We start from the raw sequence: 26,805 nt of genomic DNA, 5'->3' as shown, positions 1-26,805 counted from the left end.
GGGGAAGTCCATGAAACTCACCAAACTGCTCGGCGCTGCTACGCTGGCTGCCACACTCGGCTTTGCGGCCCATGCTGAAGACCCGTTGAAGGTCGGCTTTGTCTATGTTGGCCCCGTCGGCGATGGCGGCTGGACGTATCAACACGACCAAGGCCGTCTGGCCGTCGAGGCCGAGTTCGGCGATCAGGTCGAGACGATCTTTCAGGAAAGCGTGCCCGAGGGTCCGGATGCCGCCCGCGTGATGCAGCAGATGGCGCTGTCTGGTGCGGACATCATTTTTACCACGTCCTTCGGCTACATGGATCAGACCAACGAGGTTGCGGCCCAGTTCCCAGACGTGAAGTTCGAGCATGCGACGGGCTACAAGCGCCTGCACCCCAATGTGACCACCTACAATTCGCGCTTTTACGAGGGCCGGGCCGTTGTGGGCCACATCGCGGGCAGCATGACCGAGACGAACAAGATCGGTTACATCGCATCCTTCCCGATCCCCGAAGTGATCATGGGCATCAACGCCTACTACCTGCACGCCAAAAAGGTGAACCCGGACGTAGAGTTGGTGGTGACCTGGGCCTACACATGGTTCGACCCCGCCAAGGAAGCTGACGCCGCCCGCGCCATGCTGGACCAAGGCGTTGACGTGATCACCGCCCATACCGACTCCACCGCGCCTTTGGCTGAAATCGCCAAAGAAGGTGGCACCGCTTGGGGCTTTGGCCAAGCGTCTGACATGGCGGCCTTCATGACCAACGACGACGGCACCCCCGGCCCTCGCGTGGCGTCGATCATCGACGATTGGTCTCCCTACTATATCAAGCGCGTGGGCCAGCTGATCGACGGCACCTACGAGCAAATGGACAGCTGGGGCGGTATGCCCGAAGGCGAAGTGGTCATCGGTGAGATGAACGATGCCGTGCCCGCCGATGTGCAGGCCGAAGCCAACGCTATGATCGCTGCCATCACTGCGGGTGAATACCACCCCTTCACCGGCCCGATCAACAAGGCCGATGGGTCTGTCTTTTTGGCCGAGGGTGAGGTTGCCACGGACGCACAACTGCTGACCATGGATTTCTACGTCGAAGGCATCACAGCCGAAATCCCCAACTAAGCGTAGACCATACGCGACGAAGGCCCGCCAGAAACGGCGGGCCTTTTGCGTTGAGACACCGGGTGTCGCCGCAGTTCAAAGAGGGCACATATAAGGCATCGCGTTGCTGGGAATGAAACAATGCCAATCTGTTGTAAACTTGCGGCATTCCCGGCACTCTGCCACCGTCCGACTATGGATACTGATTTTCTTGTGATTGGTGGTGGCATTGCCGGCGCTAGTGTCGGTGCGGCCTTGTCGACCTTGGGTCGTGTGGCCTTGTGGGAAACTGAACCAGCTTTGGCCTATCACGCGTCCGGGCGGTCGGCGGCCTTGTTCGAGGCCAAGTACGGCCTGCCGGAAACAATCGCATTGAACGAAGCGAGCGCCGAGGCGCACCACGCGGGCGGCTATACCTCGGACCGGGGGTTGCTGTTTTTGGCCGATACGGATCAACGGGCCGAGATGGCGCAGGATATTGCCACCTACGGGTTAGAGCCCTTGAGCGGCGCGGAGGCGCAGTCCCTTTTCCCGATCCTGAATGTGGATACAGTGGCCATGGCGGGACACCACAAGGATGCTTGGGATCTGGACACGGAACGGATGGTTCAGGATGCGGCACGCACGATCCGCAAAAACGGGGGAGAGACGCAAAGCGGACGCAAGGTGACTGGGATCGAAAAGGTGCCCGGCGGTTGGCAAGTGACAAGCGATGCGGCGGTCATTACGGCGCGTTATCTGGTGAATGCTGCGGGGGCGTGGGCAGATGAGATCGCAGGTATGGCCGGGATCGCGCCCTTGGGCCTGACGCCCCTGCGCCGGTCCATGGCACGGATGCCTGCGCCCGGTGGCCATGATGTCACGGGTTGGCCCATGGTGATTGGCGCGGGCGAGACGTGGTATGCCAAGCCCGATGCCGGGGCTTGGCTGGTTTCTCCGGCGGAGGAAGACCCGGTCGCCCCCCATGACGCTTGGGCCGATGACATGGTGCTTGCGGAAGGGATCGCGCGGTACGAGCAGATGGTGACGGCACCTGTGACCCGGGTGGATCACTCGTGGGCAGGTCTGCGCACATTTACGCCAGACCGCCGGTTGGCCCTCGGTCCGGCCCGTGATGATGCCAGCTTTGTCTGGGTGGCCGGGCAGGGTGGCTACGGATTTCAGACTGCACCGGCATCCTCTGCCCTCGTGGCTGATCTGGTGGGCGGACGCCCCCCAACGCTCCCACAAGACATTGTTGCAGCCCTTGATCCCGGACGGTTCCTATGACCCGCAAATTGAACTTACCCGACAGTGCGGCCCGCGCCGATGGCGCCAAGATGACTGCTCCGTCAGCGGCGCGAAACCTTGCTCCCATTCAGCAGGTGTTGGCGAAATATTTGCCTGCCTCTGGCCGAGTGCTGGAGATCGCGTCGGGCACCGGAGAACATATCGTTGCCCACGCGGGAGCCTTTCCGTCGGTGCAGTGGCAGCCAACCGAGGCCGATATGGACCGTATCCTGTCGATCCAGACTTGGACCGCCGAGGCCGGGCACAGCAATCTTTTGCCTGTGCAAAGGCTGGATGCCTGCGCGCCCGGTTGGGCGGCACAGGTCGGGGTTTGGGACGGTGTTGTCTTGGTCAACCTGCTGCATCTGATTTCTGACGCAGAGATGGCTGTACTGTTAGACGAGGCGGCGCGTGCCCTTGCCTCCGGTGGCATGTTTGCGGTCTATGGTCCGTTCTTGCGGGATGGGGAGCCTACGTCCGAGGGTGATGCCGCCTTTGACGCCAGCCTGCGGTCGCAGGACCCGGCCATAGGCTACAAAGACCTGGGGCTAGTGGCCAGTGTGTTGGAGGCGCTGCAATTGCGGGTCACGACCCATTCGATGCCCGCCAACAACGTGATGCTGGTTGCCCGCAAACCGGACGTGGTTTGACCTAACGGAGCGGCTGCGCCGCACGCTATGTTTTGGATGAGGGGGCGCTGCCCCTCAAACGCCCCCGAGGTATTTGGAGCCTAAAAAAGCCTAGCCGTTCACGCGGATCGCGGCGTTGGCTGGGTCATAGGGGCTGTCTTCGGTGACAACTGCGCCCCATAGCTGATTAAACATGCGCACATGCAGTTTCGTGCCGGGCTCCGCCAACTCTGGTGGCACATAGCCCATCCCGATCTGCTTACCAAACGCCACGGAGTAGCCGCCGGAGGTGAGCCGCCCAACCTTGGTATCGCCGTGATACAGCGCCTCGCGGCCCCAGGGGTCGGCGTCGTCCGGCCCGTCGATCAGGAAGGTGACGCATTTGACCCGCATGCCCGTCGCTTCCATCGCGGTCTTGCCGTGGAAGTCTTTGGACAGGTCCACAAACCGGTCCAAACCGGCCTCTAGTGGGGTCGCGTCGCGGCCCAGTTCCGTACCAAACGCGCGGTAGCTCTTTTCCTGACGCAGCCAGTTTTGTGCTCGCGCACCCACCAGCTTCATGCCGTGTTTGGCGCCTGCTTCGGTCAATTGTTGCCAAAGGTAGCGGGACATCTCGATGGGGTGGTGCAGTTCCCACCCCAGCTCGCCGGTGTAGGCCACGCGGATCGCCATGGTGGGGCACATCTTCAGCTCGATATGGCGCATGGACAGCCACGGAAAGCGCTTGTTCGACAGCACCGTTTCGGGGTCCCCGTCCACGACCAATTCGTTCAGGATGTCGCGGGATTTGGGGCCGGCGATGGCAAATACGCCGTATTGGGTGGTCACATCACTGATGGCCACATAACCGCCGCCGTTGGCCATGAAGGTCTCGGCAGACTTCTTCAGGAAATCCCGATCGTAGGCGGACCAAGCGCCTGCGGACACAAGGTAATAGCTGTCCTCAGACAGGCGCACGATCGTGTATTCCGTGCGTGTCGTGCCGGCCTCGGTCAAGGCGTAGGTCAGGTTGATCCGTCCAACTTTGGGCAGTTTGTTGCAGGTGAAGTGATCCAGGAAGGCCGTGGCGCCCGGGCCCTTTACCTCGTGCTTGGTAAAGGCGCTGGCATCAATCAGACCTGCGGTTTTGCGCACGGCCTCCGCCTCTGCCCTCGCATACTGCCACCATGCCCCGCGCCGGAACGACCGGCTGTCATGGTCGAAATTGTCATGGGCGTCCTTGGGGCCGTAGTAGTTGGGCCGTTCCCATCCATTTACACAGCCAAACTGCGCGCCTTCGGCCTTTTGCATGTCATAGGCAGGCGTTGTGCGCAGGGGTCGGCAGGCGGGGCGTTCTTCGTCCGGGTGGTGCAGGATGTAGACGTGGTCGTAACATTCTTCATTCTTGCGGGCGGCGTATTCCGTGGTCATCCACGTCTCGTCATAGCGTTTGGGATCGAGGGCAGCCATGTCGATCGCGGCCTCGCCATCCACCATCATCTGCGCAAGGTAGTAGCCCGTGCCACCTGCGGCGGTGATGCCAAAGCTGAACCCCTCGGCCAGCCACATGTTGCGCAGGCCCGGGGCGGGACCCACCAGCGGATTGCCATCGGGAGTGTAGCAGATGGGGCCATTGAAATCGTCTTTCAGGCCGCTTTCCTCGCACGAGGGGATGCGGTGGATCATGGCCATGTATTGATCTTCGATCCGTTCCAGATCAAGGGGGAAGAGGTCCGCGCGGAAACTGTCCGGTACGCCATGTTCGAACACCGCTGGGGCGCCCTTTTCATAGACGCCCAAAATCCAACCGCCGCGTTCTTCGCGCACGTAGGATTGCGCGTCGGCGTCGCGCACCACGGGATGTTCCGGGCCGCCGTTCTTGCGGAACTCGACCAGTGCGGGGTCTTGGTCCATGACGATGAATTGGTGCTCCACAGGGATCGCGGGCATTTTGATACCCAGCATCTTGGCGGTGCGTTGCGCGTGGTTGCCGGATGCGGTCACGACATGTTCGGCGGTGATGACGATCTGTTCGTCGCTGGGCACAAGGTTGCCGCCTTTTTCCACCATCTTGGTACAGGTGACCTCCCAGTGGGTGCCGTTCCATTCGAAGGCGTCCGCCTGCCATTTGCGTTCGATCATCACGCCGCGTTGGCGGGCCCCTTTGGCCATGGCCTGGGTCACATCGGCGGGATTAATGTAGCCGTCCGTGTGGTGATACAGTGCGCCCTTCAGGTCCGAGGTTTCGATCAGGGGCCAACGTTCCTTGATCTCGTCGGGCGTCATCCACTGATAGGGGACATCGCAGGTCTCGGCCGTTGAGGCATAGAGCATATACTCATCCATCCGCGCGTCCGTCTGCGCCATGCGCAGATTGCCCACCACTGCGAACCCTGCGTTCAGGCCCGTTTCTTCCTCCAGCGTCTTGTAGAAATCGACGGAGTATTTGTGGATGTGAGTCGTGGCATAGGACATGTTGAACAATGGCAGCAGCCCCGCCGCATGCCATGTGGACCCCGAGGTCAGCTCGTCCCGTTCCAACAGCATCACATCGTCCCAGCCGGCCTTGGCCAAGTGATAGGCGATCGAGGTGCCGACAGCGCCGCCACCGACGACCAGAGCTTTGACATTGGTTTTCATTGGGCACACTCCCTGAGCCATAGTTGCGCCCCTTGTGCCCGATCTGGGCGGTGAGCGCCTAACCCACCCGACGCAAATCAGCGCGATTGCGACCTGTCGCATGGACCGGGCGCGTTTGGTCCGGTAGGGCGCGGGCATGAAGATTGTGAGAACCAAAGCCGATGTGCGGTCTGCCCGCGCCACCTTGCCCGGGCGAGTGGGGTTTGTGCCGACAATGGGGGCGCTGCATGCGGGGCATATGGCCCTTGTGGGGGATGCCCGCAGTGCTTGCGACAGTGTCGTGGCGTCGATCTTCGTCAACCCGCTCCAGTTTGGAAACCCAGACGATCTGGCGAAGTACCCCGATCTGCTGCAGGCCGACCTCGCGCAGCTGCGCGCGGCGGGGGTGGATCTCGTGTTTGTCCCTGACGCGGCCGAGATGTACGGGGATGCAGGCGACACCTACGTGGAAACGCCGCGGCTTGCGGGTATGTTGATGGGTGCCCTGCGTCCGGGCCATTTTCGCGGTGTCGCGACCGTGGTGACCAAGCTGTTCAATCTGGTGCGGCCCGATGCGGCGTGGTTCGGGGAAAAGGACTTTCAGCAGGCGGCCGTGATCCGACAGATGGTTGCGGACCTTGACATGGGCGTGGACATCATCGCCCACCCAACGGTCCGAGAACGTGACTGCTTGGCCTTGTCGTCCCGCAACTTGCGCCTGTCCCACGAAGATCGCGAGGCCGCTGTCGTGTTGTCACAGGCCCTCGTCCATGCCCAAGGCTTGGCCACCAAAGGTGCATCGCCTCGGCGCATCCGGCGTGAGGTGCGCGCCGTGATTGCCACTGAACCCCGCGCGCAGCTTGCCAGTCTCGATTTACGCTGTGCCCAAACCCTGAATCCTGTGCCTGACCGTCGCTTGACCGCTCCGGCGGTTCTGTTGCTCGCGGCCGAATTCGGTGATGTGCTGCTGATCGACAATGCGGTGCTGCATCCGTAGGGCGGGACTTGTCCCGCCGCCCCTTTACAGCATGCTTGGCACGACCAGATCGGGCGGTCGGTGCCCGTCGTCAAAGGTCTTTATGTTGATCAGGACTTTCTCGCCCATCTCCATCCGGCCCTCGTGGGTGGCGGATCCCATGTGGGGCAGCAGAACCACGTTGGGCAGTTCGCGCAGGCGGGGGTTTACGCTGCGCCCCTGTTCGTAGACGTCCAGCCCCGCCCCCGCGATATCGCCCGCGCGCAGCATCCGGGTCAGGGCGTTTTCGTCCACAACCTCCCCGCGGGACGTGTTCACGATCACCGCTGTCGGCTTCATCAACTTCAACCGCCGCGCGTTCATCAGGTGAAACGTGGAGGGCGTATGCGGGCAGTTCACCGACACGACATCCATGCGGGCAATCATCTGATCAAGGCTTTCCCAATAGGTCGCCTCAAGGGGCTGTTCCAACCCTTCGTGTAGGCGCCGGCGGTTGTGATAGTGGACCTGCATCCCAAAGGCCTGCGCCCGGCGCGCGACCGCTTGGCCTATGCGCCCCATGCCCAAGATGCCCAGTCGTCGCCCCGCAAGCCGCCCGCCCAGCAGGGCCGTGGGGGCCCAACCGTCCCAGTCGCCTGACTGCATGCGGGCCATCCCCTCTGGGATGCGACGGGTGACGGCCAGCATCAGGGCAAGAGTCATGTCCGCCGTATCATCCGTCAGAACGCCCGGGGTGTTGGACACAAGGATGCCCCTTTGTCGCGCGGTGGTGACGTCAATGTGGTCCACGCCCGCGCCGTAGTTCGCGATCAGTTTCAAACGGTCACCCGCTTGGGCCAGCAGGCTTGCGTCAATCGTATCGGTAATGGTCGGCACCAGAATGTCTGCCCGTCCCATGGCGGCCGCCAATTCTGCGCGGGACATGGGAGTGTCTTCCTCGCGCAACTCGACGTCAAAGAGTTCCATCATCCGAGTCTCGACCGCCTCGGGCAGGCGACGGGTGACAATGACTTTGAGCTTTGGGGCTGGCATGGTGGGCTCTCCACTGGATTTAATGTGTGCAGTCTGTCAAATTGGGCGGTAGGTTCAAGCCAATAACACACCCGCGCCAAGACGGGTCGAGCAGGATAACCGAATGAAAAAGCTGATTTCACTGGCCCTTGCGGGTCTGATGGTGGCCGGTGCGGCCATGGCCGAGCGGGAGCGTGGTCCCGAGACAAACCTGCCCCTGCCGCGCTACGTCACCATGAAGGCCGCCGAGGGTAACGTGCGGCGCGGCCCCTCCCGGACCCACCGGGTCGACTGGGTGTTCCAGCGGCGCAATATGCCCGTGCAGATCATCGCGGAATACGGCCACTGGCGCCGCGTCGTGGACCGCGAGGGGCAAGGCGGCTGGATGCACTATTCCCTGCTGTCCGGATCGCGCCACGTGATCGTTGAAACCCACATGCTGGAACTGCGGGCAAAGCCTGAACCAGACGCCCGTGTGACCGCCAAGTCAGAGGCGGGCGTAATCGCCCAACTGGGCGACTGCCTTGGGAACGGCTGGTGCGAGTTGCGGGTCGGCAGCGCCAAGGGTTGGGCGCGCACCGAACACCTGTGGGGCGTAGAGCCCGGAGAGCGGCGGGACTAGTCCCGCCCTACGGGGTGTCGCGTCTCAAAGCCGCCCGGTAGACTGTGGTGCGTTCCTGCCACAGGGCCTCGGACGTCGCTGTCAGGCACAGCCCGTCTGTCATCGTCGGCATGTAGTCCCGACCGTCCAGCAAGCGCACGACACCGCCTGCCTCGGTCACCGCCAAGGCGCCCGCGGCGTGGTCCCATGGGTTCAGCATTCTGGACAGGGCAAAGTCGATCTGGCCTTGGGCCAGCATCCGGTATTCATGGCACGAACAACTGGCCTGCACCAACCGACGTTGCAGCGCGATGGTGGGGGCCAGCGCCACGCGGTCAGGCGGCGCATAGTTGTTGATCTGCACATTGCCCGCCGCCTGCACGCCTTCTGTGGGACGGTCCGTCAGGGTCAACTTGCGGCGCGTGTCGCCCTTGACGAACCAGGCACCGGCCCCGCGCGTCGCCTCGACCCAGTCGTCCCCCAAGGGATCATAGAGCATCCCAAACTGTGTCACCCCCTTGGCCACCACGGCGATCAGTACGCCAAACACCCCGATCCCGTTGGCGTAGTTCCACGTGCCGTCTATGGGGTCGATAATGATCGTCAGGTCGTCGGACAGGCCGCGCAGGACGGTTTTATCGGCGCTGACCGCCTCCTCCCCTATGATCGTGGCCGTGGGATAGGCGGCGCGGAACACCCGTGTCAAAGCGACCTCCGCGGCGCGGTCGGCCACGGTCACCAGATCGTCCTGTCCGGATTTTCGGTCGACCTCGGCTGGGGGTATGTTGCGGAACAGGGGCAGGATCTCTGCCGCTGCCACCTTGCGCACCGCTGCGATGATCGGGCCGGTGTCGATCACGCCGCCAGCCCTCGACCCTTTAACAACGCCTCTACCCCGGGTAAGCGCCCCCGGAAGCGGGTATAGAGGACCTCTGCATCCTCGGACCCGCCTGCAGAAAGGATGTGCTGTTCCAGTGCCCGCGCGGTTGTGGCGTCAAACGCGCCGCCCGCCTCCTCAAAGGCGGCGAAGGCGTCTGCGTCCATAACCTCGGACCACATGTAGCTGTAGTAACCGCTGGAATATCCGTCCCCCGCAAACACGTGTGCGAAGTGGGGCGTGGCATGGCGCATCCGGATGGCGTGGGGCATGCCGATGTCTTCGAGGATCTCTGCTTGTTTCTGCATCGGATCGGCGGGGGCGGGGCCATCGTGAAAGCCCAGATCGACCAGCGCACTGGCCACATACTCGACAGTCGAGAACCCCATGTCATAGGTCGCCGCCCCCAGCAGTCGGTCCAGCATATCGCGCGGCATCGCCTCTCCCGTCTTGGCGTGGGTTGCGAATTCTTCCAGTACCTCGGGGACTTCCAGCCAGTGTTCGTATAATTGGCTTGGCAGTTCCACAAAGTCCCGCGCCACGGAGGTGCCCGAGATAAGGCTGTAGGTCACATCCGACAGCATCTGGTGCAGGGCATGGCCAAACTCGTGAAACAGTGTGCGCGCGTCGTCATAGGACAGCAGTGCCGGGTCCGATTTGGCAAAGTTGCACACGTTTACCACGATCGGGATCACAGGGCCGTCCAGTTTCGATTGGCTGCGCATGGCCGAACACCACGCGCCGGACCGTTTTGATCCGCGCGCGAAGTAGTCCCCGATGAACACGGCGATGGGTGCGCCATTCCGTGTGACCTCCCACGCGCGGGCGTCAGCGTGGTACAGTGGTACGTCCAAGGGTTTGAACTGCAGACCGAAAAGCCGGGTCGCACAGGTGAAGGCTGCGTCGATCATCCGGTCCAGTTGCAGGTAGGGTTTAAGCTCTGCCTCGTCCAAGTCATGCTCTGCCTTGCGGCGCTTTTCGGAATAGTACCGCCAGTCCCAAGGTTCCAACGGGGCAGGGTGTCCATCGGCCACCATCATCTGTTCCAACACCGCTGCATCGTCCAGCGCCGCGGCCCGCGCAGGTGTCCAGACCTGCATCAGCAAGTCGCGCACGGCCCCGGGGGTCTTGGCCATTTCGGTTTCCAACTTGTAGTCGGCAAAGGTGTCGTAGCCCAACAAATGCGCCCGCTCCTCGCGCAGCTTCAGGATCTCTGCAGCGATGGCGCGGTTGTCTGTCTCGCCCCCGTTGGCCCCCCGAGATACCCAAGCCTCATAGGCCTTTTCCCGAGCGTCCCTGCGGGGACAGAACTGCAGGAACGGCACGATCAAAGACCGCGACAGGGTGACGACGGGACCGTCCGCGCCCTTCTCCGCGCCAGCGGCGCGGGCCGTGGCGATGACGAAATCCGGCAGGCCCTCCAGCTCTGCCTCGGACAGGGGCATGAACCATGATCGCTCGTCCGCCAACAGGTTATGCGTGAACTCCGTGCCCAGGGTGGCAAGGCGCGATTTCACAGCGGTCAAACGGTCCCGGGCGTCCCCTTCCAGCGCTGCGCCGGAGCGGACGAACGACCGGTGGTACAGCATCAACACCCGCGCCTGTTCCGATGTTAGATCAAGCGCTTCGCGGGTGTCCCACAGGGTCTGGATCCGCGCAAATAGGGCGGCGTTGTTGGTGATCTCGGACCCGTGGGCGGACAGCTTGGGCGCAAGGTCGCGCATCAACGCCTCGCGCACGTCGTTGCTGTCGGCGCCAGCCAGATTGTAGAACACCCCCGCTACCCGGTTCAGCGCCGCGTCGGACCGTTCCAACGCATCGATTGTGTTGTCAAACGTCGGCGCATCGGGCGTTTCCGCAATCGCCTGAACAGCCGCCTTTGCCTGCGCCAAAGCGGTGTCGAAGGCGGAGCCAAAATCGGCGTCATCAATGGCCGTGAAATCGGGCAGGCCAAGGGGGCCGGTCCAGTCGTCTAGCAGGGGGTGGGTCATGGAAATCTCCTTTCCCCTAACATATGGGCGGCGCGCCTTGGGTCCAATCCCAGAGTTGCTGATGACCGGTGTTGTGCGCGGAAAACAGAGTGTCAGCCCCTGCGCCGACACGGCGGTGGGGCGAACGCGTGAAACGCCGGGGGCGCTGTTCTCAGTGTTATGATTGTTCAGGGCGCGGTGCATGAACCGAGGGAGAAAGAGCTAAACTACCTTACCGTATGATTAGCTGTGCACTTCCGATTTCATTTGAGGGAATTACAATGGATATGGCATTGATAAAGTTGTCTGGTTTGCAGTTCGGCAAACAACCAAAGGAAAATAACACTCAATGTCATTTGTGCGAATCTTGCTGAAGGAAAAACAAATTTAATGAAAAAGTTAGGTATCTACTCCACAGTCAAAATGTAGTCGACCAGCCGTTTATTGCAGGGGTCGATCGACTATTGTGCCTGGAAATGCGACGCCAGATCAAAGCACTGTCTCCAAGCCAAATCCTAGATCTCTATCAGGCAATCTGTGCTAAAGTAGAAGAGAGCAAAACTCGTGAAGACCAGCTGAGTGATGAGCAAGCAATTGAACTGGACACATATAAAACTGCGCTAAGAGAAGAATGTCACAAGCGCGGCGTATTAGTGCCGTAAACTAACTATTTTACTCCGCCGCAACCTTTACCCGTTCCGTCACGAGCGCAGGCACGGAAATGTCCTCATCGAGGGCCTCCCAATGCAACCCGAACGCGGAGATCGTAACCTCTGCGCGGGTCTTGGAGGTGGCGTTCATCAAGTGGGGGAACCAAGCCAAAGGAGCGCCCAAGGTGCGGCCGTCTTCTAGCCCCACCCACATGGTGTGTTCGTCGAATGTGAACTTATCGGCGGAAATGGTCATGCCAAGCCTCTTCTATCTTTGCTTTGTGGGTCGCAACGGTGCTGGCCAGAGCGCGGAGTTCTTTGGCCGAGAAGCCGGAAGCGCGGGCGAGTTAGATCGGATCGACCCAGAATTTCGCTTCGCTGCCGCCTTCCATCACGTGGATGTGCACTGGTTCAAGGGGATCACCTTCGTTGGAATAGAAGAAGGATCGAAATCCATCGTGGCGAAAAACCGTCGGCATGTGGGGAGGATAGGCGTCGGGGGGGCGGCGGGACAAGTCCCGCCCTACGGGCACCCAGATTGGCACGGTGTGGGCCCGCTGAATTTCCCTTGGAAATTCGCTTTTGCTCACTGCTACTTAAATTGGATTAGGAATCCATTTTAAGTGCTGAAATAAACGCAGATTGCGGGATCTCGACCTTCCCGAACTGGCGCATCTTTTTCTTACCGGCCTTCTGCTTTTCCAGCAGTTTCTTTTTCCGGGTCGCGTCGCCGCCATAGCACTTCGCGGTCACGTCCTTGCGCAGGGCCGCCAGCGTCTCGCGCGCGATGACCTTGCCGCCAATCGCCGCTTGGATCGGGATTTTGAACATGTGGCGGGGGATCAGGTCCTTGAGTTTCTCGCACATGGCCCGCCCGCGCGTCTCGGCCCGGTCGCGGTGGACCATGATCGACAGGGCGTCCACGGGTTCATCGTTCACAAGGATCGACATTTTCACAAGGTTGTCCTGCCGGTAGCCCTCCATCTGATAGTCAAAGGAGGCATAGCCTTTGGTCACGGATTTAAGGCGGTCGTAGAAGTCAAACACCACCTCGTTGAGGGGCAGGTCATAGACCACCATCGCCCGGCTGCCTGCGTAGGTCAGGTCCAACTGGATGCCGCGGCGGTCCTGGCACAGTTTCAGCACGTCGCCCAGGTAGTCGTCGGGCACAAGGATCGTCGCCTTGATGCGCGGTTCCTGCAGGTGGTCGATCAGGGTCATGTCGGGCATGTCGGCGGGGTTGTGCAGTTGCTGCACGGTGCCGTCCTTCATGTGGATGTCATAGATCACGGACGGGGCGGTGGTTATCAGGTCGATGTCATACTCCCGCTCGATCCGGTCGCGGATGACCTCGAGGTGCAGCAGGCCTAGGAACCCGCAGCGGAAACCGAAGCCAAGCGCGGCGGAGGTTTCCATCTCAAAGCTGAAGGAGGCATCGTTCAGGGCCAGTTTGTCGATGCTGTCGCGCAGGTCCTCGAATTGCGCGGCGTCCACGGGGAAGAGCCCACAGAACACCACCGGTTGGGCGGGTTTAAAGCCGGGCAGCGCCGCAACCTCGGAGCGTTGGTGGGTGATCGTGTCGCCCACGCGGGTGTCGCGCACCTGTTTGATCGACGCGGTCAGAAAGCCGATCTCACCGGGGCCGAGGCTGTCGACCTGCACCATTTCAGGGCGGAAGACGCCGACGCGGTCCACGTGGTGGATGGTGTTGTTGGACAGGAATTTGACCTTCTCACCCTTTTTCAGGCGCCCGTCGATGATGCGCACCAGAACGATGACGCCAAGGTAGGCGTCGTACCAGCTGTCCACCAGCATGGCTTTCAGCGGCGCGTTGGGGTCGCCCTTGGGCGCGGGCAGCCTTTGAACGATGGCCTCCAGGGTCTCGCGGATGCCCTCTCCGGTTTTGGCCGACACGCGCATGGCGTCCGTGGCGTCGATGCCGATGACGTCCTCGATCTGTTCGGCCACGCGGTCACAATCGGCGGCGGGCAGGTCGATCTTATTCAGAACGGGTACGATTTCGTGATCCGCCTCGATGGCGTGATAGACGTTGGCGAGGGTCTGCGCCTCGACCCCCTGGGAGGAGTCCACGACCAGAAGCGAGCCCTCGACCGCGCGCATGGACCGGCTGACCTCATAGGCAAAGTCCACGTGGCCCGGCGTGTCGATCAGGTTCAACACGTAATCCTCGCCGTTGTCGGCGGTGTATTCGATGCGCACGGTGTTGGCCTTGATGGTGATGCCGCGTTCGCGCTCGATATCCATGCTGTCGAGCATCTGCTCCTTCATATCCCGGTCGGCCACGGTGTTGGTCTCCTGGATGAGACGGTCAGCCAAGGTGGATTTGCCATGGTCGATGTGGGCGACGATGGAGAAATTGCGGATATGAGACAGGTCGGTCATGATGGGGATATGGAGTGGTTTTGGAGGTTTGTCGAGTGGTCCTGCGCGCACAAGCTAATAATCAGAATGAGGTGATCCGGTGGGTTCAAAGCTTGCCGAAACAACGGCGTGCTCAGGTGGCGGCAATAGCAGCTGTTCGCGCGTTCTTCATCTGTTTGGCGCAAGCCTCAAGGAATGCCCGAATTGAATTGCATAGTTGGAAAGCAACGCATCGAGAAATCAACAAGGTCATCGCAGTGATTGGTGGGCACACGTTTGGACGCATACAAGAGCACGGATCAAATCTTCCGGACCTGTTGGACCTAGAGTTTGAAACGGTTCCGGCTGTTCTAAACATCCAAGGTCAGATGGCGGTTTTTGCGATGGATCATGCGGTAGCGGAAGGCAAGCGAGGGGATGGCTATCACGCTTGGTGTGCGTTGCACTTTGCGGCCGCGGCACTGCTCAGCACAGCCCATCCGGGAAACACAGGAACGAACAAGCAGCAACAAGAGATCTTTAACGCGCTTCTATCGACCGCTTTGGATCGTGTTTGGGAGCACGCCAAATGGGATGCAGATGCTTTGGCATCACAGCCTTTCCTAGATGTTCTCTCAACCCCACTGTTCGACCAAGAGTGGCTGACAGGTGACCTGAAGACGTTGTTCATGATGACAGTGCAACCGCATACGGATGACCCTCCGGAGGGTCCTCACTTCTCTTTTTGGCGCAATTGGTACCGTGGCCTTCTGGTTGGAAAGCCTTTGCCATGGAGCTTGGTTAAACGGGTCTCAAATGGATTAACGGATACCGATTGGGAAACAAGTCGCGAGCATGTCGCCGCCAAGATTGAGCAGATTGAGGCGGAGTGGGAGGCGGAGCAGAACGGCAATCCGGACAGTGTACCGGAGTTGGAGCGCAAGATGCTATTGGAGCATGTCCGGCGGCTTTTGGAGCAGCCGAAGCATACCGCCGAAAGCGCGGCTGGCGCGGCGGAGGCGGTTGAGAAGGCCGTGGCGGAGTACAAGGCGATGGCTCCGGCGAATGCTTTGCCGGCGGAGTTGCAGGATCTTGAGGACTTGCCGCCTCTGTTTCGACAGATCGCGCAGCTTGTGCGTTCTGGGGGCGAGAAGGATACCTTAGCGGCTGACCTTGCGGATCAGATTGAGGCTTTGAATGCGAAGGTCGCGGCGTTGGAACGTGCATTGGCCGAGGCCGAGGCAAAAACGTTGAATGGGCAGTTTCGGATTGCTGCGATTGAGTCTTTTGGGAAGACGGTAGGGAGTCCTTGGTTTATTGGCGCGCTTGGGTTCGGGACGTGTCACTTCTTTGGGGTGACACCGTCAGATATGACGCTCGAGAACTTACGCCATTACATTGAAGGCGTGCGGGGCGCGACACCCATCGAGCAGATGTCGTCTCCTCAGTTACCTCCAACATTTGAAACCTGAACCGCCCGTGGCGCCCTGCGTCACGGGCAGTGCCCGACCGCCCCCCACGGGCGGGCGCTTACGCCCACCCTGCGGTCAGGCACTGCCCTTTGCTCCTTCTAGATCCCGATGCCCAAGCGCCCGCTGTTTTGCCATAGGCAAACTGATGTTTTGAAGGGCGGCCGGACGCGTGCCTGTTTTTGGCAAAACAGGCGGGATGCATCGCACGAGTGCTCTTGTGCGGCAAACAACGAGAGGGCCGTGCCCGACCTGGAGGGCGTTTGCTAGCTTGGATTGGCTTCTGGCTTCACAAAACGTGCAACGGCACTTCCGTTTGAAACGCTGCAATCACGCCCTCCGGGGGAGGTCGGGCGTGGCCCGGCGATGCCGGGCGGAATGGCTGGAGAGTGCGGTGCACCAAACCGTATAGCGAGACAAGTCCTGGGGTCTCCGATCGCTCGCGGCTCAATTGGTCCACTGGATCAATTTTTCTCTGCCGCTCACCCTACTTGCCCTTCCAAACCGGATCGCGCTTCTCCGCAAACGCCCTCGCCCCCTCCAGCTGATCCTCGGACCGATACAGCCGTTCCACGGTTTCAAATTGGCTGCGCGTAATCCTGTTCATGGCGTCCTGGAACTTCATGTCCTCCGCCTCGCGCACGATTTCCTTGATTGCCGCCATGACAAGCGGCGGGCCAGCCGCAATCGCGTCGGCCATGGCGCGGGCCTGGTCCATCAGCGTCGCGGCGGGGTGGATGGCGTTGATCAGGCCCCAGCCGTGCGCCTCGGCGGCGTCGAACCAGCGCCCTGTCATCAACAGCTCCATGGCGATGTGGTAGGGGATGCGCTTGGGCAGCTTGACGGACGCAGCGTCCGCCACGGTGCCCGAGTTGATCTCGGGCAGGGCAAAGGTCGCGTGGTCTGCGGCAAGGATGATGTCCGCCGACAGGGCCAGTTCCAACCCGCCGCCACAGGCGATGCCGTTGACGGCCGCGATCACCGGTTTGTTCAGCCCGCGCAGTTCCTGCAGGCCGCCAAAGCCGCCCTTGCCGTAGTCCCCGTCCACCGCGTCGCCCTCTGCCGCTGCCTTCAGGTCCCAACCGGGGCAAAAGAATTTAGGGCCCGCCCCGGTGATGATCGCCACGCGCAGGTCGGGGGTGTCGCGGAACTCGGTAAAGACCTCGCCCATGATGCGGGAGGTGGCCAGATCGATGGCGTTGGCCTTGGGCCGGTCAAGGGTGACCTCTAGGACGTGGCCGCGGGTCTCGGTGCGAATGGGGGGCATGGGTCCTCCGAAAGGGTGATCAGGGCGTCAACGGCAATGGCGTCCGTGGGGGTGCAGATCAGGGGGTTGATCTCTACCTCCGCCGGGCGGGCGGCTTTCACATAGGCTTGCACGGCCAGCACGGCGCGCACAATGGCGTCCGCATCGGCGGGGGGCGCGCCGCGATAGCTCGCCAGCAGGGGGGCGATGCGCAGGCGGGTCAGGGCGGTGCGGATATCGGCATCGGTGACGGGCAGCATGAGGGTGGTTGTATCGGCCCACAGTTCCGTAAGTGTCCCCCCCGCGCCAAGGGTCAGGACATAGCCATGCACCGGGTCGGCCGTGACCGCGACCAGCAATTCCGCAACCCCGCCGGTCACCATTTCCTCGATCAGGTATGGACCAGGGGGCATATGGGCTGCGGCATGTGTTAGCGCAGCGGCGTCATGAAGGTTAACGGCGACCGCCCCTGCTTCGGTCTTGTGGGCAACGCCCTCGGCTTTCAGCACCACCGGAAAGGGCAGGGTGGTGGTGGGGGTTGCCACACGCTCGGCCCTGGGGACGCGCAGCCCGTGGTCGCGCAACGCGGCCTTTGCACGCCCCTCGGGCAAGATCGCGCCACTGCCCGTCGGAGCGTCCAGAACAGCCGATCCAGGGGCGTTCCGGCCCAACCATGCCGCGCGGTCCAGCGCCACCAAGGCGTCATCAATTCCGCACAGGGGCACGATGCCCTGGGCGATCATGGCGCGCGCGTGGTGTTCGGGCAGTGTCTCGGGCAGGGTGGCGACAATTCCCATGGGCGCGTCAACGGCCGCCACCGCGTCTATGACGGGCACCCATTCCGTATCGCTGCACCGGTCGGCCCGGGGAAAGTCCAGCACCACCAGGCCCGCCCCCACATCCGCTTGCATCATCCCTTGGAATGTCGCGGTCATGGCCGCTAGGTCGCCCCAGATATAAGTGTGGTAATCCAAGGGATTGGCCAAGGCCACCTTAGGGCCAAGGGCCGCGCGCAGGGCGGTGCGTTGCCCGTCAAGCAGCGGTGGAAAGCAGACCTCCCGCCCAAGGGCACTGTCTGCGATCAGGCTGGCTTCGCCACCTGAACAGGACGCTGACACCAGGCGGTTCGACCGCAGGGGACCATGCACATGCAGCACCTTCAACGCCTCGATCAGCGCGCTGAGGCTGTCCACCTGCGCCACCCCGCAGCGTGCCAAAAACGCCCGTGCGCCCGCGTCCGATCCGGCCATTGACGCGGTGTGGCTGACGGTCGCCGCCCGTGCCTGATCCGACGCGCCGATCTTCAGGGCGACGATCCGCTTGCCGCGGGCATGGGCCTCAACCGCAAGGGCATGGAATCCCGAAGGGTCCTTGATCCCCTCGATGTACAATCCCAACGCGGTAACACGCGGGTCGTCAAGGACGGCGCGACCCAAGGCGCTTACATCCAGCTGAGCTTGGTTGCCGGCCGTCAACACATAGGCGATTGGCAAGCCCCTTGCCTGCATGGTAAGGTTAATGGCGATGTTCGAAGACTGCGTGATCAAGGCCACGCCACGGTCCACTGACACCGCGCCATGCTGGTCGGGCCACAAGGCGACCCCGTCCAGCGCGTTAATGAACCCGTAACAATTCGGGCCAAGGATGGGCATGTTACCCGCCGCGCGCAGCAGGTCGCCTTGCAGATCAGCGGCTCCTTCCAATTCGCCCGCAGCCTCGGCAAAACCCGAGGCAAAACACACCGCCCCGCCGGCCCCCATGGCCGACAGCTGCCCAACAACCTGCACCGTGGCGGACCGGTTCACCCCAATGAATGTCGCGTCCGGCGCTTCAGGCAAATCCGCGACCGAAGCAAAGACGCCCAGCCCCCCATCGTGGCGCGCGTTGGATGCACGGGCCAAATCGCCCCCGCAAATTCAATCTTCTGACACTGCTCGATCACATTGGCGCACCACGTGCCGCCCCCGACCACCGCGATAGACTTTGGCCGCAATAGGCGCGCCAGCCTGTCCTTCATTGGGTCGGAAATACCCCAGGGGAGGTCTGGAGGGGCTGGCCCCTCCAGCGGGTCGCCGTCAGGCGAAACCATGGATCAGGCGCCCAGAGGCCGGAAAATCTCCCGGCTGATGATGTGGCGCTGGATCTCGGATGTGCCGTCCCAGATCCGTTCGACTCGGGCATCCCGCCAGAACCGCTCAATCGGGAAGTCGTCCATTAGGCCCATCCCGCCATAGATCTGCAAAGTGGTATCAGTGACCTTGGCCAGCATTTCCGTGGCATAGACCTTAGCGGACGCGATTTCTCGGTTGGCGGGCAGGCCCTGATCCAAGCGCCATGCGCCCGACAGGGTCAGCCAGTCTGCGGCGTCAATCTCTGTCACCATGTCGGCCACCTGAAAACTGACCCCTTGGAACTTGGCGATCTGCTGGCCGAACTGGCGACGCTCTGCAGCGTAGTCCACGGCCATGTCGAAACACCGCCGCGCCCGGCCCACGGACATGGTCGCCACGGTCAGGCGGGTCGCGTACAGCCATTCGTTCATCACCGCAAAGCCGCCATCGACCTCGCCCAGCACCGCGGCATCGGGCAGGCGGCAGCCGTCGAATTCAAGGATACAGTTGTTGTAGCCCCGGTGGCTGACGGATTTATAACCGTCGCGCACCTCGAACCCCGGATGGCTGCGGTCCACCAGAAAACAGGTGATCCGTTTCTTGGGGCCCTTGGGGGTGTCATCCTCGCCCGTCGCGATGAACACAATGAAAAAGTCCGCGTGATCCGCGCCCGAGATGAAGTGTTTGGTGCCGTTGACGACCCAATCCCCCCTTCCCGCCGGGCGGTGCAGGTCATGCCGCGCACGTCCGACCCGGCACCGGGTTCGGTCATGGCCAGCGCATCCATGCGTTCACCGCGCACGGCGGGCATCAGGTAACGGTCGATCTGATCACCCTTGCAGGCCATCAGGATATTCTGGGGCCGCCCGAAGAAGTGTGTGAGGGCCATGGACCCCCGGCCCAGCTCCCGCTCAACCAAGGTAAAGTCCAGGTGCGACAGGCCCGCTGCGCCCACGCTTTCGGGGAAGTTGCAGGCATAAAAACCCAGATCAATGGTCTTGCGTTTGATCTCGGCGGCAAGGTCGGGGTCGACGATGCCCGTGCGCTCCACCTCGGCCTCGTGGGGGTATATTTCCTTCTCGACGAAGGTTCGCACCGTCGAGACGATCATCTCCTGCTCTTCGCTTAGACCAAAATGCATCGCGTCCTCCCGTTTTCGCCAGTATGGCTGGGGCCGGGCTGCAGCGCTTGGCAATTTGCGCCAAGGTTTTTGCTTTTTGCGTCAGGTCTGGCTTAGGATTAGATCGCTGGCTTTTTCCCCAATCATGATGGCCGGGGCGTTGGTGTTGCCTGAAACGATCTCGGGCATGATGGAACAATCCGCCACGCGCAGCCCCCCGATCCCGTGCACACGCAGGGACGAATCAACCACGGCATCGCCCCCCGTCCCCATTTTGCACGTGCCTGTAGGGTGATAGATCGAGACGGAGTTGTTTCGCGCCCAGTCCAGCGTGCCCGCATAATCATCCATGGCAAGGTCCCCATGGGGACGGAAGCTTTCGCTGATCTTGCTTTTCAGCGGCTCGAATTGCGCGATTTTGCGGGCGATGTTCACGCCTGCCACTGCCGTCTGGCAATCGGTTTCGGTGGCCAGATAGTTGGGGTGGATCTTGACGTAAGCTTTCGGGTCCGGCCCATCCAGCGCCAGGTGTCCCCGGCTTTCGGGCCGCAGTTGGCAGACCGACATGGTAAAAGCGCTGAACGGGTGCACGCCCTCGCCGGGGCTGTCGGCGGACCAAGGCTGGACATGGAACTGGATGTCGGGGGTCGCCACGTCGGGGCGGGTTTTCATGAACCCCACACCTAAGCTGGCCGCCATGGTCATGGGGCCGGACCGGGTCAGGGCGTAGCGCAGTGCGATCTTGGCCTGATTGAACAGGCTGCGCACTTCGTCGTTCAGGGTCGGCTCGTTGCATTTGAACACAAGCCGCGCCTGTAGGTGGTCCTGCAATCCCTGTCCCACGCCGGGTAAATCATGCACCGGGGTCACGCCATTGGCGCGCAGGTGGTCCGCCGGACCGATCCCGGACAGCATCAACAGCTGGGGCGAGTTCAGGGCCCCGCCGCACAGGATGACTTCGCCTTTGGCGCGCACCTCTTGCGCAGCGCCTGACCGATCCAGATACCGCACGCCCACACAGTTTTTTCCGTCCAAGATCAACCCGCTGGCCAGCGCGTGGGTGATGATGGTCAGGTTCGGGCGGGACTTGATTGGCTTCAGGTAGGCCTTGGCGGACGAGCAGCGCAGGCCATCGCGGGCGGTTAGTTGGAAGTAGCCCACGCCCTCCTGCTCCTTGCCGTTATAGTCGGGGTTGTAGGGGTATCCTGCGGCCTGCGCGGCCTCGACCCAGGCATCGACGATGGGGCGTTTTAGGCGCATGTCCGACACCTTCAACGGACCGCCCACCCCGTGGAAATCATCTGCCCCGCGTTCCTGATCCTCTGCCCGGCGGAAAAGGGGCAAAACATCGTCCCACGCCCAACCGGTGTTGCCCATTTGCGCCCACCGGTCGTAGTCAGCAGGATGCCCGCGCACGTACAGCAGTCCGTTCAACGAAGAGGAACCGCCTAGCACCTTACCGCGCGGCCAGTCGATGGCCCGCCCGTTCAACCCCGGGTCAGGTTCGGTGCGATAGCACCAATCGACCTTGGGGTTATGCATGGTCTTGAAATAGCCGACGGGAATGTGGATCCACGGATTATTATCTGGACCCCCAGCCTCTAACAGCGCAACCTTGTTGCGAGGGTCCGCGCTGAGGCGGTTGGCCAGCACACAGCCCGCCGAGCCTGCGCCCACGACGATATAGTCAAAATCCAACGGCCATCCTCCCTTTGAAAAAAAGACTAGGCAAAACACAAAACCTGTTCTAGCGTTTTTTGATAAGAAACGTCTCAATAATTGTCTAATCGGGAGGAATGACAATGAAGGTAAGCAAAAATATCAGCCACATCTCGCGCCGGGACCTTTTCAAGGTCGCGGGTCGCTATGGTCTAAGCAGCACGTTGCTGGCAGCGGGCTCCTTTGGTGGTGCGATGTCGTTGGCCAATCTCGCAGCGGCGGCGGAGTCTACATACGAAAAGCGCTTTTCCAAGGAAGCCAAGTTTACGCTGAAATTCGGTGCAGCCGGGTTCAACCAGCAAAACCTGCTGATCGAACGCGCGGGCTGTCTGGAGTTCGCTCGCGACCTCGAAGAACGCACGGATGGGGAGATCCGCGTAGAGTTCATAGGCAATAACCAGATCTGTGGTCAGCTGTCTTGTGTGGAGAAGGCGCAACAGGGCATTATCGACCTTTATGCCGCGTCCACCCAGAACTCTGCCGGTGGTGCGCCCTATCTGAACGTGCTGGACTACGCGTACATGTTCCGCAGCCGCGCCGACCAGTACTACTTCCTGTATTCCCCCGAGAGCCAGCGCATCCTGCGCGAACCCTTCGAGGCACGTCACGGCCTGAAATTCCTGTTCAGCCACGCCGAACTGCGCGGCATCATGATGGGTCAGAACTTTGCGGATAAACCGCTGGTGACGAAACTGTCCGACATTCAGGGGACAAAGAACCGTGTAACAGGCACGCAGCTGGGTCGCATCGCGATGCAGGCGCTGGACTTGAATCCCGTGCCCGTGGCGTGGGAAGAAACCCTCGACGGTCTGAAGCAGGGCCTGATCGACGGGGCCGAAACATGGGCGTCCGCCGTGGCCTACGCCAACATGTCCCCCGTTGTGTCCCAAGTGGTCGACCTGCGCTTCTTCTGCGGCACCGAGCACACCGCGATGTCTGCCCCAAGCTTCGACAAGCTGGGTGGTGAACTGCAGGACGCAGTGATGGAATCGTCCTACCTGACACAGGTGCACGTCCAGGCCGCCAACGAGGCTGCACTGGCCAATACCGTCGGCCACACCTCGCCGCACATGAACCCCGAGTCGATCTTTGCCAAGAACGATGTACGGGTTGCCGCCCTGTCGGACGAAGAAGTCCGCAAGGCCGAGGAAATCTGCTCGCCCGAGTTCCAACCGCAGCTGTGGGAACAGTGGCGTGAGCGGATCAACGGTTGGGCCGGTGGCATCGACACGTATCAGGACATCTACAACGAAGTCCGCAACAACCCACACACCCTGGCCGAGAACGTCGAGCCTCGCCGTTGGTGGCGCGGTTAATCGGCCACGCCGATCCGACTGTAAGGACCGTGGCCCGGGCGTTTTCGCGCCCGGGTCCATTTGATTAAAAATCAAGAAGCTGCGTACCAGCAGCGACCCCGGGGAGGTCACATAATGGAAATGATCGCTGGCATGGGCGAAGTTCTCGCCGCGTTCGCCAGTGGGGATTCGTTCGAGATTCAAGGTGCGATGCGGGGCAACCCCGGTATCTGGCCACTTGGACTGATCGCCACGTTGGTGGGGGGCGCCGTCATCGCCCTCGTCTACAAAAAGGTCGCGTTCATAGAACGCCATCTGGAGCCGACCATTATGGTCGTTGCCTATCTGTCCATCGGTTATATCATCTTTGCAGGTGTGGTGCAGCGGTTCTTTCTGTCTGGTCAGCCGCCCTGGTCCACGACGATCCCGCCGTTCCTGTTTTTGATCATGGCGTGGGTCGGGTGCAGCTATAACGTCAAGCTGCGCACACATTTGGCCTTTGCTGAATTCCGGCGCATGGCACCGCGCACCGTTCAATTCGGATTCCTGTTGCTGGATGCGCTGCTGTGGCTGGGTTTTGCGTGGATCGTGGTCGTGACCACAACGCAGGAAACCGTCCGCGCGGCGGCGAACTTTTCGATCATGCTGGGCACGGACAACGTGATGCAGTGGTGGTTCTTGGGCACGGTGCCCGTGGCCTTCATCCTGCTGACCGCCCGCGTGATCCTGGGGGTCGAGCGTGACATTCGTGTTTTCAGGGAAGGTGGCGAGATGATCGAAACAGCCGTGATCGGGGGTGACACATGAGCGATCCAACCATCATCACATTGATATCCGTGGTCGTGACCATCCTGTTCATGATGGGCGTGCCGGTGTTTCTGGTCATCGCCTATTGGGTTATCGGTATGTCGTTCCTGTTGGACCTGCCCCTTTTGAACATGGGTGCGGCCCTTCAGGACGTGTTTACCGATGGCTTTGCCCTTTTGGCCATGCCGTTGTTCATCCTGACCGGGGATTTGATCAACCGGTCCGGCATCGCCCGGCGATTGTCCGATTTCGCCTACTCCTGCCTTGGCTGGATCCGGGGCGGTTTGGCCATGGCGTCGCTGGCGGCCTGCGGGTTGTTCGCGGCGATCTCGGGGTCGAACTCGGCCACGACGGCGACCATCGGGTCCATGCTGCACCCTGAGATGGTCAAGGGCGGCTATGACGAGCGGTTCTCGGCTGCCACGGCCGCCGCGGGTGGCACGGTGGGGATCATCATCCCGCCGTCCATCATCTTTATCGTCTACGGCTTTCTGATGAACCTGCCGATTTCCGACCTTTTCGTTGCGGGTATCGTGCCCGGTGCGATGATGGTTCTGGGCATGATGACCGCCTGTTTCATCGTCTGCTTTGCCAACGGCTGGGGTCATATCATTGGCATTTCGCCGCTCCGTATCCTGAAAACCTCTATTGGCGCTTGGTTGGGCTTTGCGGCCATCGGGCTTGTGCTGTGGGGGATCTACACCGGGAAATTCAGCCCCACCGAGGCCGCTGGCGTGACCGTTGCCTTTGGTGTGATCGCGGGTCTGTTGTCGTGGTTGGTCACCAAGATCTTTAGCATGAACCAGGATCTGACGTGGGAGCAAAAATCGCCCCTGTCGATGCTGGTGGTCGAGGGCTTCTCGGTGCCGCAGATCCCGGGCATCGTCATGCGGTCGGCGCAGATCACGGGCATTCTGGCCCCGCTGATCGCGGTGTCGGTTGTGATGCAGCAGATCCTGTCCCTTCTAGGTGCGCAACAGGTGATCGGGGACTTCGTCACTTCTATGGGCGGCTACCACGCGGTGCTGTTCACGGCGATGGCGATTGTGTTCGTGTCGGGCATGATTCTGGAGTCGCTGCCCGTGACGATCATCCTCGCCCCGATCTTGGCCCCCATTGCGGCCAGCGTCGGTGTGGATCCGATCCACTTTGCGGTGATTTTCCTCGTGGGGGCGTCCATTGGGTTCGTGACACCGCCTTATGGGTTGAACCTCTATGTCGCGTCTGGGGTGACGGGTGTTCCGTACTTCCGCCTGCTGCGCTACATTGTACCCTACTTGATCGCCTTGATCAGCGTTTGGTTCTTTGTCGCCCTTGTGCCGGAAACCGCGTTGATCTTGCTGCCCGAACGCTAGGATCAGATGAAACAAGAGACAGGCACCCCGGGTCAAATACCCACCAACGTGCGGCTTCTTCGTGTGATTGAGGAAGTGGCGCGTGCCGGGGTGCCTGTGTCCCCCACCCACCTCGGAGAGGTTTTGGGCCTGCCCAAACCCACCGTGCATCGCCTACTGCACACCGCGGAGCATGAGGGTTTCTTGCAACGCCATATTGACGGGCGGTCCTACGGCCCCGGTCACCGGCTGCGCTCGATCGCCGTGCATACCCTGTCGTCACAACGCATCCGGTCCGAGCGGCAGCGCATCATGCGCGCGCTGGCCAATCAGGTGGGCGAGACGGTGAACCTTGCCACCCCCGACGGGGACGGAATGACCTATCTGGACCGTGTGGAAACCGCATGGCCCCTGCGGATCAATCTGCCCGTGGGAACGCAGGTTCCGTTCCATTGCACCGCCGGGGGCAAGATGTACCTGTCCACCCTGCGCCCTGAAAAGCTGGACCGTTTGATCGGCTCTGTGGGGATGGAACGACGCACGGAAAAGACCTTGCCGGATCTGGAGGCCCTGCGCGAAGAGCTGCGTGCGATACGCAAGCAGGATTATGCCATCGACAATGAAGAGTTCATGGAAGGCATGACCGCCGTTGCGGTTGCCGTGCGTGACGACATGGACCGGCTGCTGTGCACCCTGTCCATTCACGCCCCGGACCAGCGCAGCCCGCTAGACAATCTCGACCGCAGTCTTGCGGGGTTGCGCAAAGCCGCAGCCGAGATGGAAGCCCTCGTCCTAGAGTAGGCTGTCGGGCAGCTTTTGTTCCGCCGCCGTGTTCGCCCGACGGAAGAAAAGGGTCACGCAGGTGGCCACAATCACAATGAACAGCGAATAGAGCGCGGGCACGGCCATGATCGCCTGCTGCTGTTCGGGTGGGAAGGTGAACACGATGATCGCAATTGCCAGCGGCCCGTTCTGGATCCCGGTTTCCAAAGCGACCGTGCGCGCGTTGCGCGGGTGCAGGCGCAGGGACTTGGCGAACAGATAGCCGATGGTGATCCCCACCAGTCCCAGTCCGATCGCCGCGATATAGGTCGCGGGCGTGGTGTTCAGCAGGAACTGCCAGTTCTGCGGCACCCATGTCACCATGATGAACAGGATGAAGAACAGCGCCAACATGGAGCCGCCAAACTCGATCACCGCCCCTGCGTTGGCGTTCAGCTTGCGGATGCCCATGCCGATGGCCACGGGGACCAGCAGCACAATCAGCACTTTGACGATATCCTCGCGCGGGATTTCCAGATCCAGGGCCGAGGCATAAAGCAGCAGGATAATCGGGATCATGATCACCCCCGAAATGGTCGAGGTCACCGTCATCAGGACCGACAACGCAAGGTTGCCCTTGGAAAAGTAGGTAAAGATGTTCGATGTGGTCCCGCCCGGCATACAGGCCATGATCAGGATGCCGATGGCGATGGCCTCGGGCACCGCCAGAAACATTGCCAGCACAAAGCCCAGCAGGGGCATGATGCCGTATTGGCTGATCACCCCGATCATCAGACCATAGGGGCGGCGCAGGGCCAGATAGAAATCGCGCGGGGTCAGGGACGCGCCCATGCCCAGCATGATCACTGCGACCATGACCCCCAGGAGGGTCTGTGTAAATTCATCAACCATC

The 26,805-nt window shown here is 61.5% G+C and carries 22 protein-coding genes and 1 pseudogene; 11 read left to right on the top strand and 12 right to left on the bottom strand.

Going from position 1 to position 26,805, the window contains the following annotated elements:
• The first annotated feature begins 10 nt into the window (after window positions 1-10).
• The 3 genes from ACZ1G0_RS13550 to ACZ1G0_RS13540 all read left to right on the top strand — a co-directional run bounded on the left by ACZ1G0_RS13550 (window position 11) and on the right by ACZ1G0_RS13540 (window position 3,006).
• Window positions 11-1,108: a BMP family ABC transporter substrate-binding protein gene (locus tag ACZ1G0_RS13550; protein ID WP_472737424.1), complete on the top strand. Its 1,098-nt coding sequence runs from the start codon at window positions 11-13 to the stop codon at window positions 1,106-1,108.
• 174 nt (window positions 1,109-1,282) lie between these two features.
• On the top strand, window positions 1,283-2,356 hold the full coding sequence (locus tag ACZ1G0_RS13545) for an NAD(P)/FAD-dependent oxidoreductase (RefSeq protein ID WP_472737423.1): 1,074 nt from the start codon (window positions 1,283-1,285) through the stop codon (window positions 2,354-2,356).
• Window positions 2,353-3,006, top strand: a complete 654-nt coding sequence (locus tag ACZ1G0_RS13540) for a DUF938 domain-containing protein (RefSeq protein WP_472737422.1) — start codon at window positions 2,353-2,355, stop codon at window positions 3,004-3,006. Before ACZ1G0_RS13545 ends, ACZ1G0_RS13540 begins: the two co-directional genes overlap by 4 nt.
• A 90-nt stretch (window positions 3,007-3,096) precedes the next feature.
• Here the strand turns inward: ACZ1G0_RS13540 and ACZ1G0_RS13535 are convergent, their stop codons facing one another.
• On the bottom strand, window positions 3,097-5,604 hold the full coding sequence (locus ACZ1G0_RS13535; protein ID WP_472737421.1) for a GcvT family protein: 2,508 nt from the start codon (window positions 5,602-5,604) through the stop codon (window positions 3,097-3,099).
• 136 nt (window positions 5,605-5,740) lie between these two features.
• Between ACZ1G0_RS13535 and panC the strand changes: the two genes are divergently transcribed.
• Window positions 5,741-6,580 (top strand): pantoate--beta-alanine ligase, encoded by an 840-nt coding sequence (gene panC / locus ACZ1G0_RS13530; protein ID WP_472737420.1) that lies wholly within the window; start codon window positions 5,741-5,743, stop codon window positions 6,578-6,580.
• A gap of 24 nt (window positions 6,581-6,604) precedes the next feature.
• Here the strand turns inward: panC and ACZ1G0_RS13525 are convergent, their stop codons facing one another.
• Window positions 6,605-7,591 (bottom strand): 2-hydroxyacid dehydrogenase, encoded by a 987-nt coding sequence (locus ACZ1G0_RS13525; RefSeq protein WP_472737419.1) that lies wholly within the window; start codon window positions 7,589-7,591, stop codon window positions 6,605-6,607.
• A gap of 103 nt (window positions 7,592-7,694) precedes the next feature.
• Between ACZ1G0_RS13525 and ACZ1G0_RS13520 the strand changes: the two genes are divergently transcribed.
• A complete protein-coding gene (locus tag ACZ1G0_RS13520; protein WP_472737418.1) occupies window positions 7,695-8,192 on the top strand; it encodes an SH3 domain-containing protein in 498 nt (165 codons plus the stop codon).
• Window positions 8,193-8,199: 7 nt separating this feature from the next.
• Here ACZ1G0_RS13520 and ACZ1G0_RS13515 read toward each other — a convergent pair whose 3' ends face one another.
• On the bottom strand, window positions 8,200-9,030 hold the full coding sequence (locus tag ACZ1G0_RS13515; protein ID WP_472737417.1) for an inositol monophosphatase family protein: 831 nt from the start codon (window positions 9,028-9,030) through the stop codon (window positions 8,200-8,202).
• Window positions 9,027-11,039 carry a M3 family metallopeptidase gene (locus tag ACZ1G0_RS13510; protein ID WP_472737416.1) on the bottom strand — a complete coding sequence of 671 codons (2,013 nt, stop codon included), beginning with the start codon at window positions 11,037-11,039 and terminating at the stop codon, window positions 9,027-9,029. Before ACZ1G0_RS13510 ends, ACZ1G0_RS13515 begins: the two co-directional genes overlap by 4 nt.
• Before the next feature lie 455 nt (window positions 11,040-11,494).
• Here ACZ1G0_RS13510 and ACZ1G0_RS13505 point away from each other — a divergent pair, with 455 nt between their 5' ends.
• Window positions 11,495-11,680, top strand: coding sequence for a hypothetical protein (locus ACZ1G0_RS13505; RefSeq protein WP_472737415.1), 186 nt, complete (start codon window positions 11,495-11,497; stop codon window positions 11,678-11,680).
• 10 nt (window positions 11,681-11,690) lie between these two features.
• On the opposite strand, the gene ACZ1G0_RS13500 is transcribed toward ACZ1G0_RS13505, so the two are convergent.
• The 3 genes from ACZ1G0_RS13500 to lepA all read right to left on the bottom strand — a co-directional run bounded on the left by ACZ1G0_RS13500 (window position 11,691) and on the right by lepA (window position 14,071).
• Window positions 11,691-11,924: a DUF2442 domain-containing protein gene (locus ACZ1G0_RS13500; RefSeq protein WP_472737414.1), complete on the bottom strand. Its 234-nt coding sequence runs from the start codon at window positions 11,922-11,924 to the stop codon at window positions 11,691-11,693.
• Window positions 11,925-12,015: 91 nt separating this feature from the next.
• Complete coding sequence (locus ACZ1G0_RS13495; RefSeq protein WP_472737413.1) at window positions 12,016-12,147, bottom strand: DUF4160 domain-containing protein; 132 nt, start codon at window positions 12,145-12,147, stop codon at window positions 12,016-12,018.
• Between the two features lie 127 nt (window positions 12,148-12,274).
• The gene (lepA, locus tag ACZ1G0_RS13490; RefSeq protein WP_472737412.1) at window positions 12,275-14,071 is read right to left on the bottom strand and encodes a translation elongation factor 4; all 1,797 of its coding nucleotides are present in this window, start codon (window positions 14,069-14,071) and stop codon (window positions 12,275-12,277) included.
• A gap of 35 nt (window positions 14,072-14,106) precedes the next feature.
• On the opposite strand from lepA, the gene ACZ1G0_RS13485 reads away from it, so the two are divergent.
• Entirely contained in the window at window positions 14,107-15,501 is a 1,395-nt protein-coding gene (locus ACZ1G0_RS13485; RefSeq protein ID WP_472737411.1) for a hypothetical protein, read from the top strand.
• Between the two features lie 484 nt (window positions 15,502-15,985).
• Here the strand turns inward: ACZ1G0_RS13485 and ACZ1G0_RS13480 are convergent, their stop codons facing one another.
• The 4 genes and pseudogenes from ACZ1G0_RS13480 to ACZ1G0_RS13465 all read right to left on the bottom strand — a co-directional run bounded on the left by ACZ1G0_RS13480 (window position 15,986) and on the right by ACZ1G0_RS13465 (window position 21,673).
• Window positions 15,986-16,765: a carnitinyl-CoA dehydratase gene (locus ACZ1G0_RS13480; protein ID WP_472737410.1), complete on the bottom strand. Its 780-nt coding sequence runs from the start codon at window positions 16,763-16,765 to the stop codon at window positions 15,986-15,988.
• The gene (locus ACZ1G0_RS13475; protein WP_472737409.1) at window positions 16,726-18,645 is read right to left on the bottom strand and encodes an acetate--CoA ligase family protein; all 1,920 of its coding nucleotides are present in this window, start codon (window positions 18,643-18,645) and stop codon (window positions 16,726-16,728) included. The genes ACZ1G0_RS13480 and ACZ1G0_RS13475 overlap by 40 nt, the downstream gene beginning before the upstream one ends.
• 191 nt (window positions 18,646-18,836) lie before the next feature.
• Window positions 18,837-19,996 (bottom strand): annotated as a pseudogene (locus ACZ1G0_RS13470) (acyl-CoA dehydrogenase family protein).
• Window positions 19,997-20,077: 81 nt separating this feature from the next.
• Complete coding sequence (locus tag ACZ1G0_RS13465; protein ID WP_472737408.1) at window positions 20,078-21,673, bottom strand: GMC family oxidoreductase; 1,596 nt, start codon at window positions 21,671-21,673, stop codon at window positions 20,078-20,080.
• Between the two features lie 104 nt (window positions 21,674-21,777).
• Here ACZ1G0_RS13465 and ACZ1G0_RS13460 point away from each other — a divergent pair, with 104 nt between their 5' ends.
• The 4 genes from ACZ1G0_RS13460 (at window position 21,778) to ACZ1G0_RS13445 (ending at window position 25,931) form a co-directional block, all read left to right on the top strand.
• Complete coding sequence (locus ACZ1G0_RS13460; RefSeq protein WP_472737407.1) at window positions 21,778-23,010, top strand: TRAP transporter substrate-binding protein; 1,233 nt, start codon at window positions 21,778-21,780, stop codon at window positions 23,008-23,010.
• A gap of 114 nt (window positions 23,011-23,124) precedes the next feature.
• Window positions 23,125-23,796: a TRAP transporter small permease gene (locus tag ACZ1G0_RS13455; protein ID WP_472737406.1), complete on the top strand. Its 672-nt coding sequence runs from the start codon at window positions 23,125-23,127 to the stop codon at window positions 23,794-23,796.
• Window positions 23,793-25,151 (top strand): TRAP transporter large permease, encoded by a 1,359-nt coding sequence (locus ACZ1G0_RS13450; RefSeq protein WP_472737405.1) that lies wholly within the window; start codon window positions 23,793-23,795, stop codon window positions 25,149-25,151. The genes ACZ1G0_RS13455 and ACZ1G0_RS13450 overlap by 4 nt, the downstream gene beginning before the upstream one ends.
• Before the next feature lie 6 nt (window positions 25,152-25,157).
• Window positions 25,158-25,931 carry an IclR family transcriptional regulator gene (locus ACZ1G0_RS13445; RefSeq protein WP_472737404.1) on the top strand — a complete coding sequence of 258 codons (774 nt, stop codon included), beginning with the start codon at window positions 25,158-25,160 and terminating at the stop codon, window positions 25,929-25,931.
• Here the strand turns inward: ACZ1G0_RS13445 and ACZ1G0_RS13440 are convergent.
• Window positions 25,923-26,804: a bile acid:sodium symporter family protein gene (locus tag ACZ1G0_RS13440; protein ID WP_472737403.1), complete on the bottom strand. Its 882-nt coding sequence runs from the start codon at window positions 26,802-26,804 to the stop codon at window positions 25,923-25,925. The two genes, ACZ1G0_RS13445 and ACZ1G0_RS13440, sit on opposite strands and share 9 nt — an antisense overlap.
• Between the last annotated feature and the right edge of the window lies 1 nt (window position 26,805).

The sequence above is a fragment of the Thalassobacter sp. HA4-2 genome, from assembly GCF_055693705.1.
Note: the sequence above shows the minus strand (reverse complement) of the source record. Positions and strands in the feature narration are given on the sequence as shown.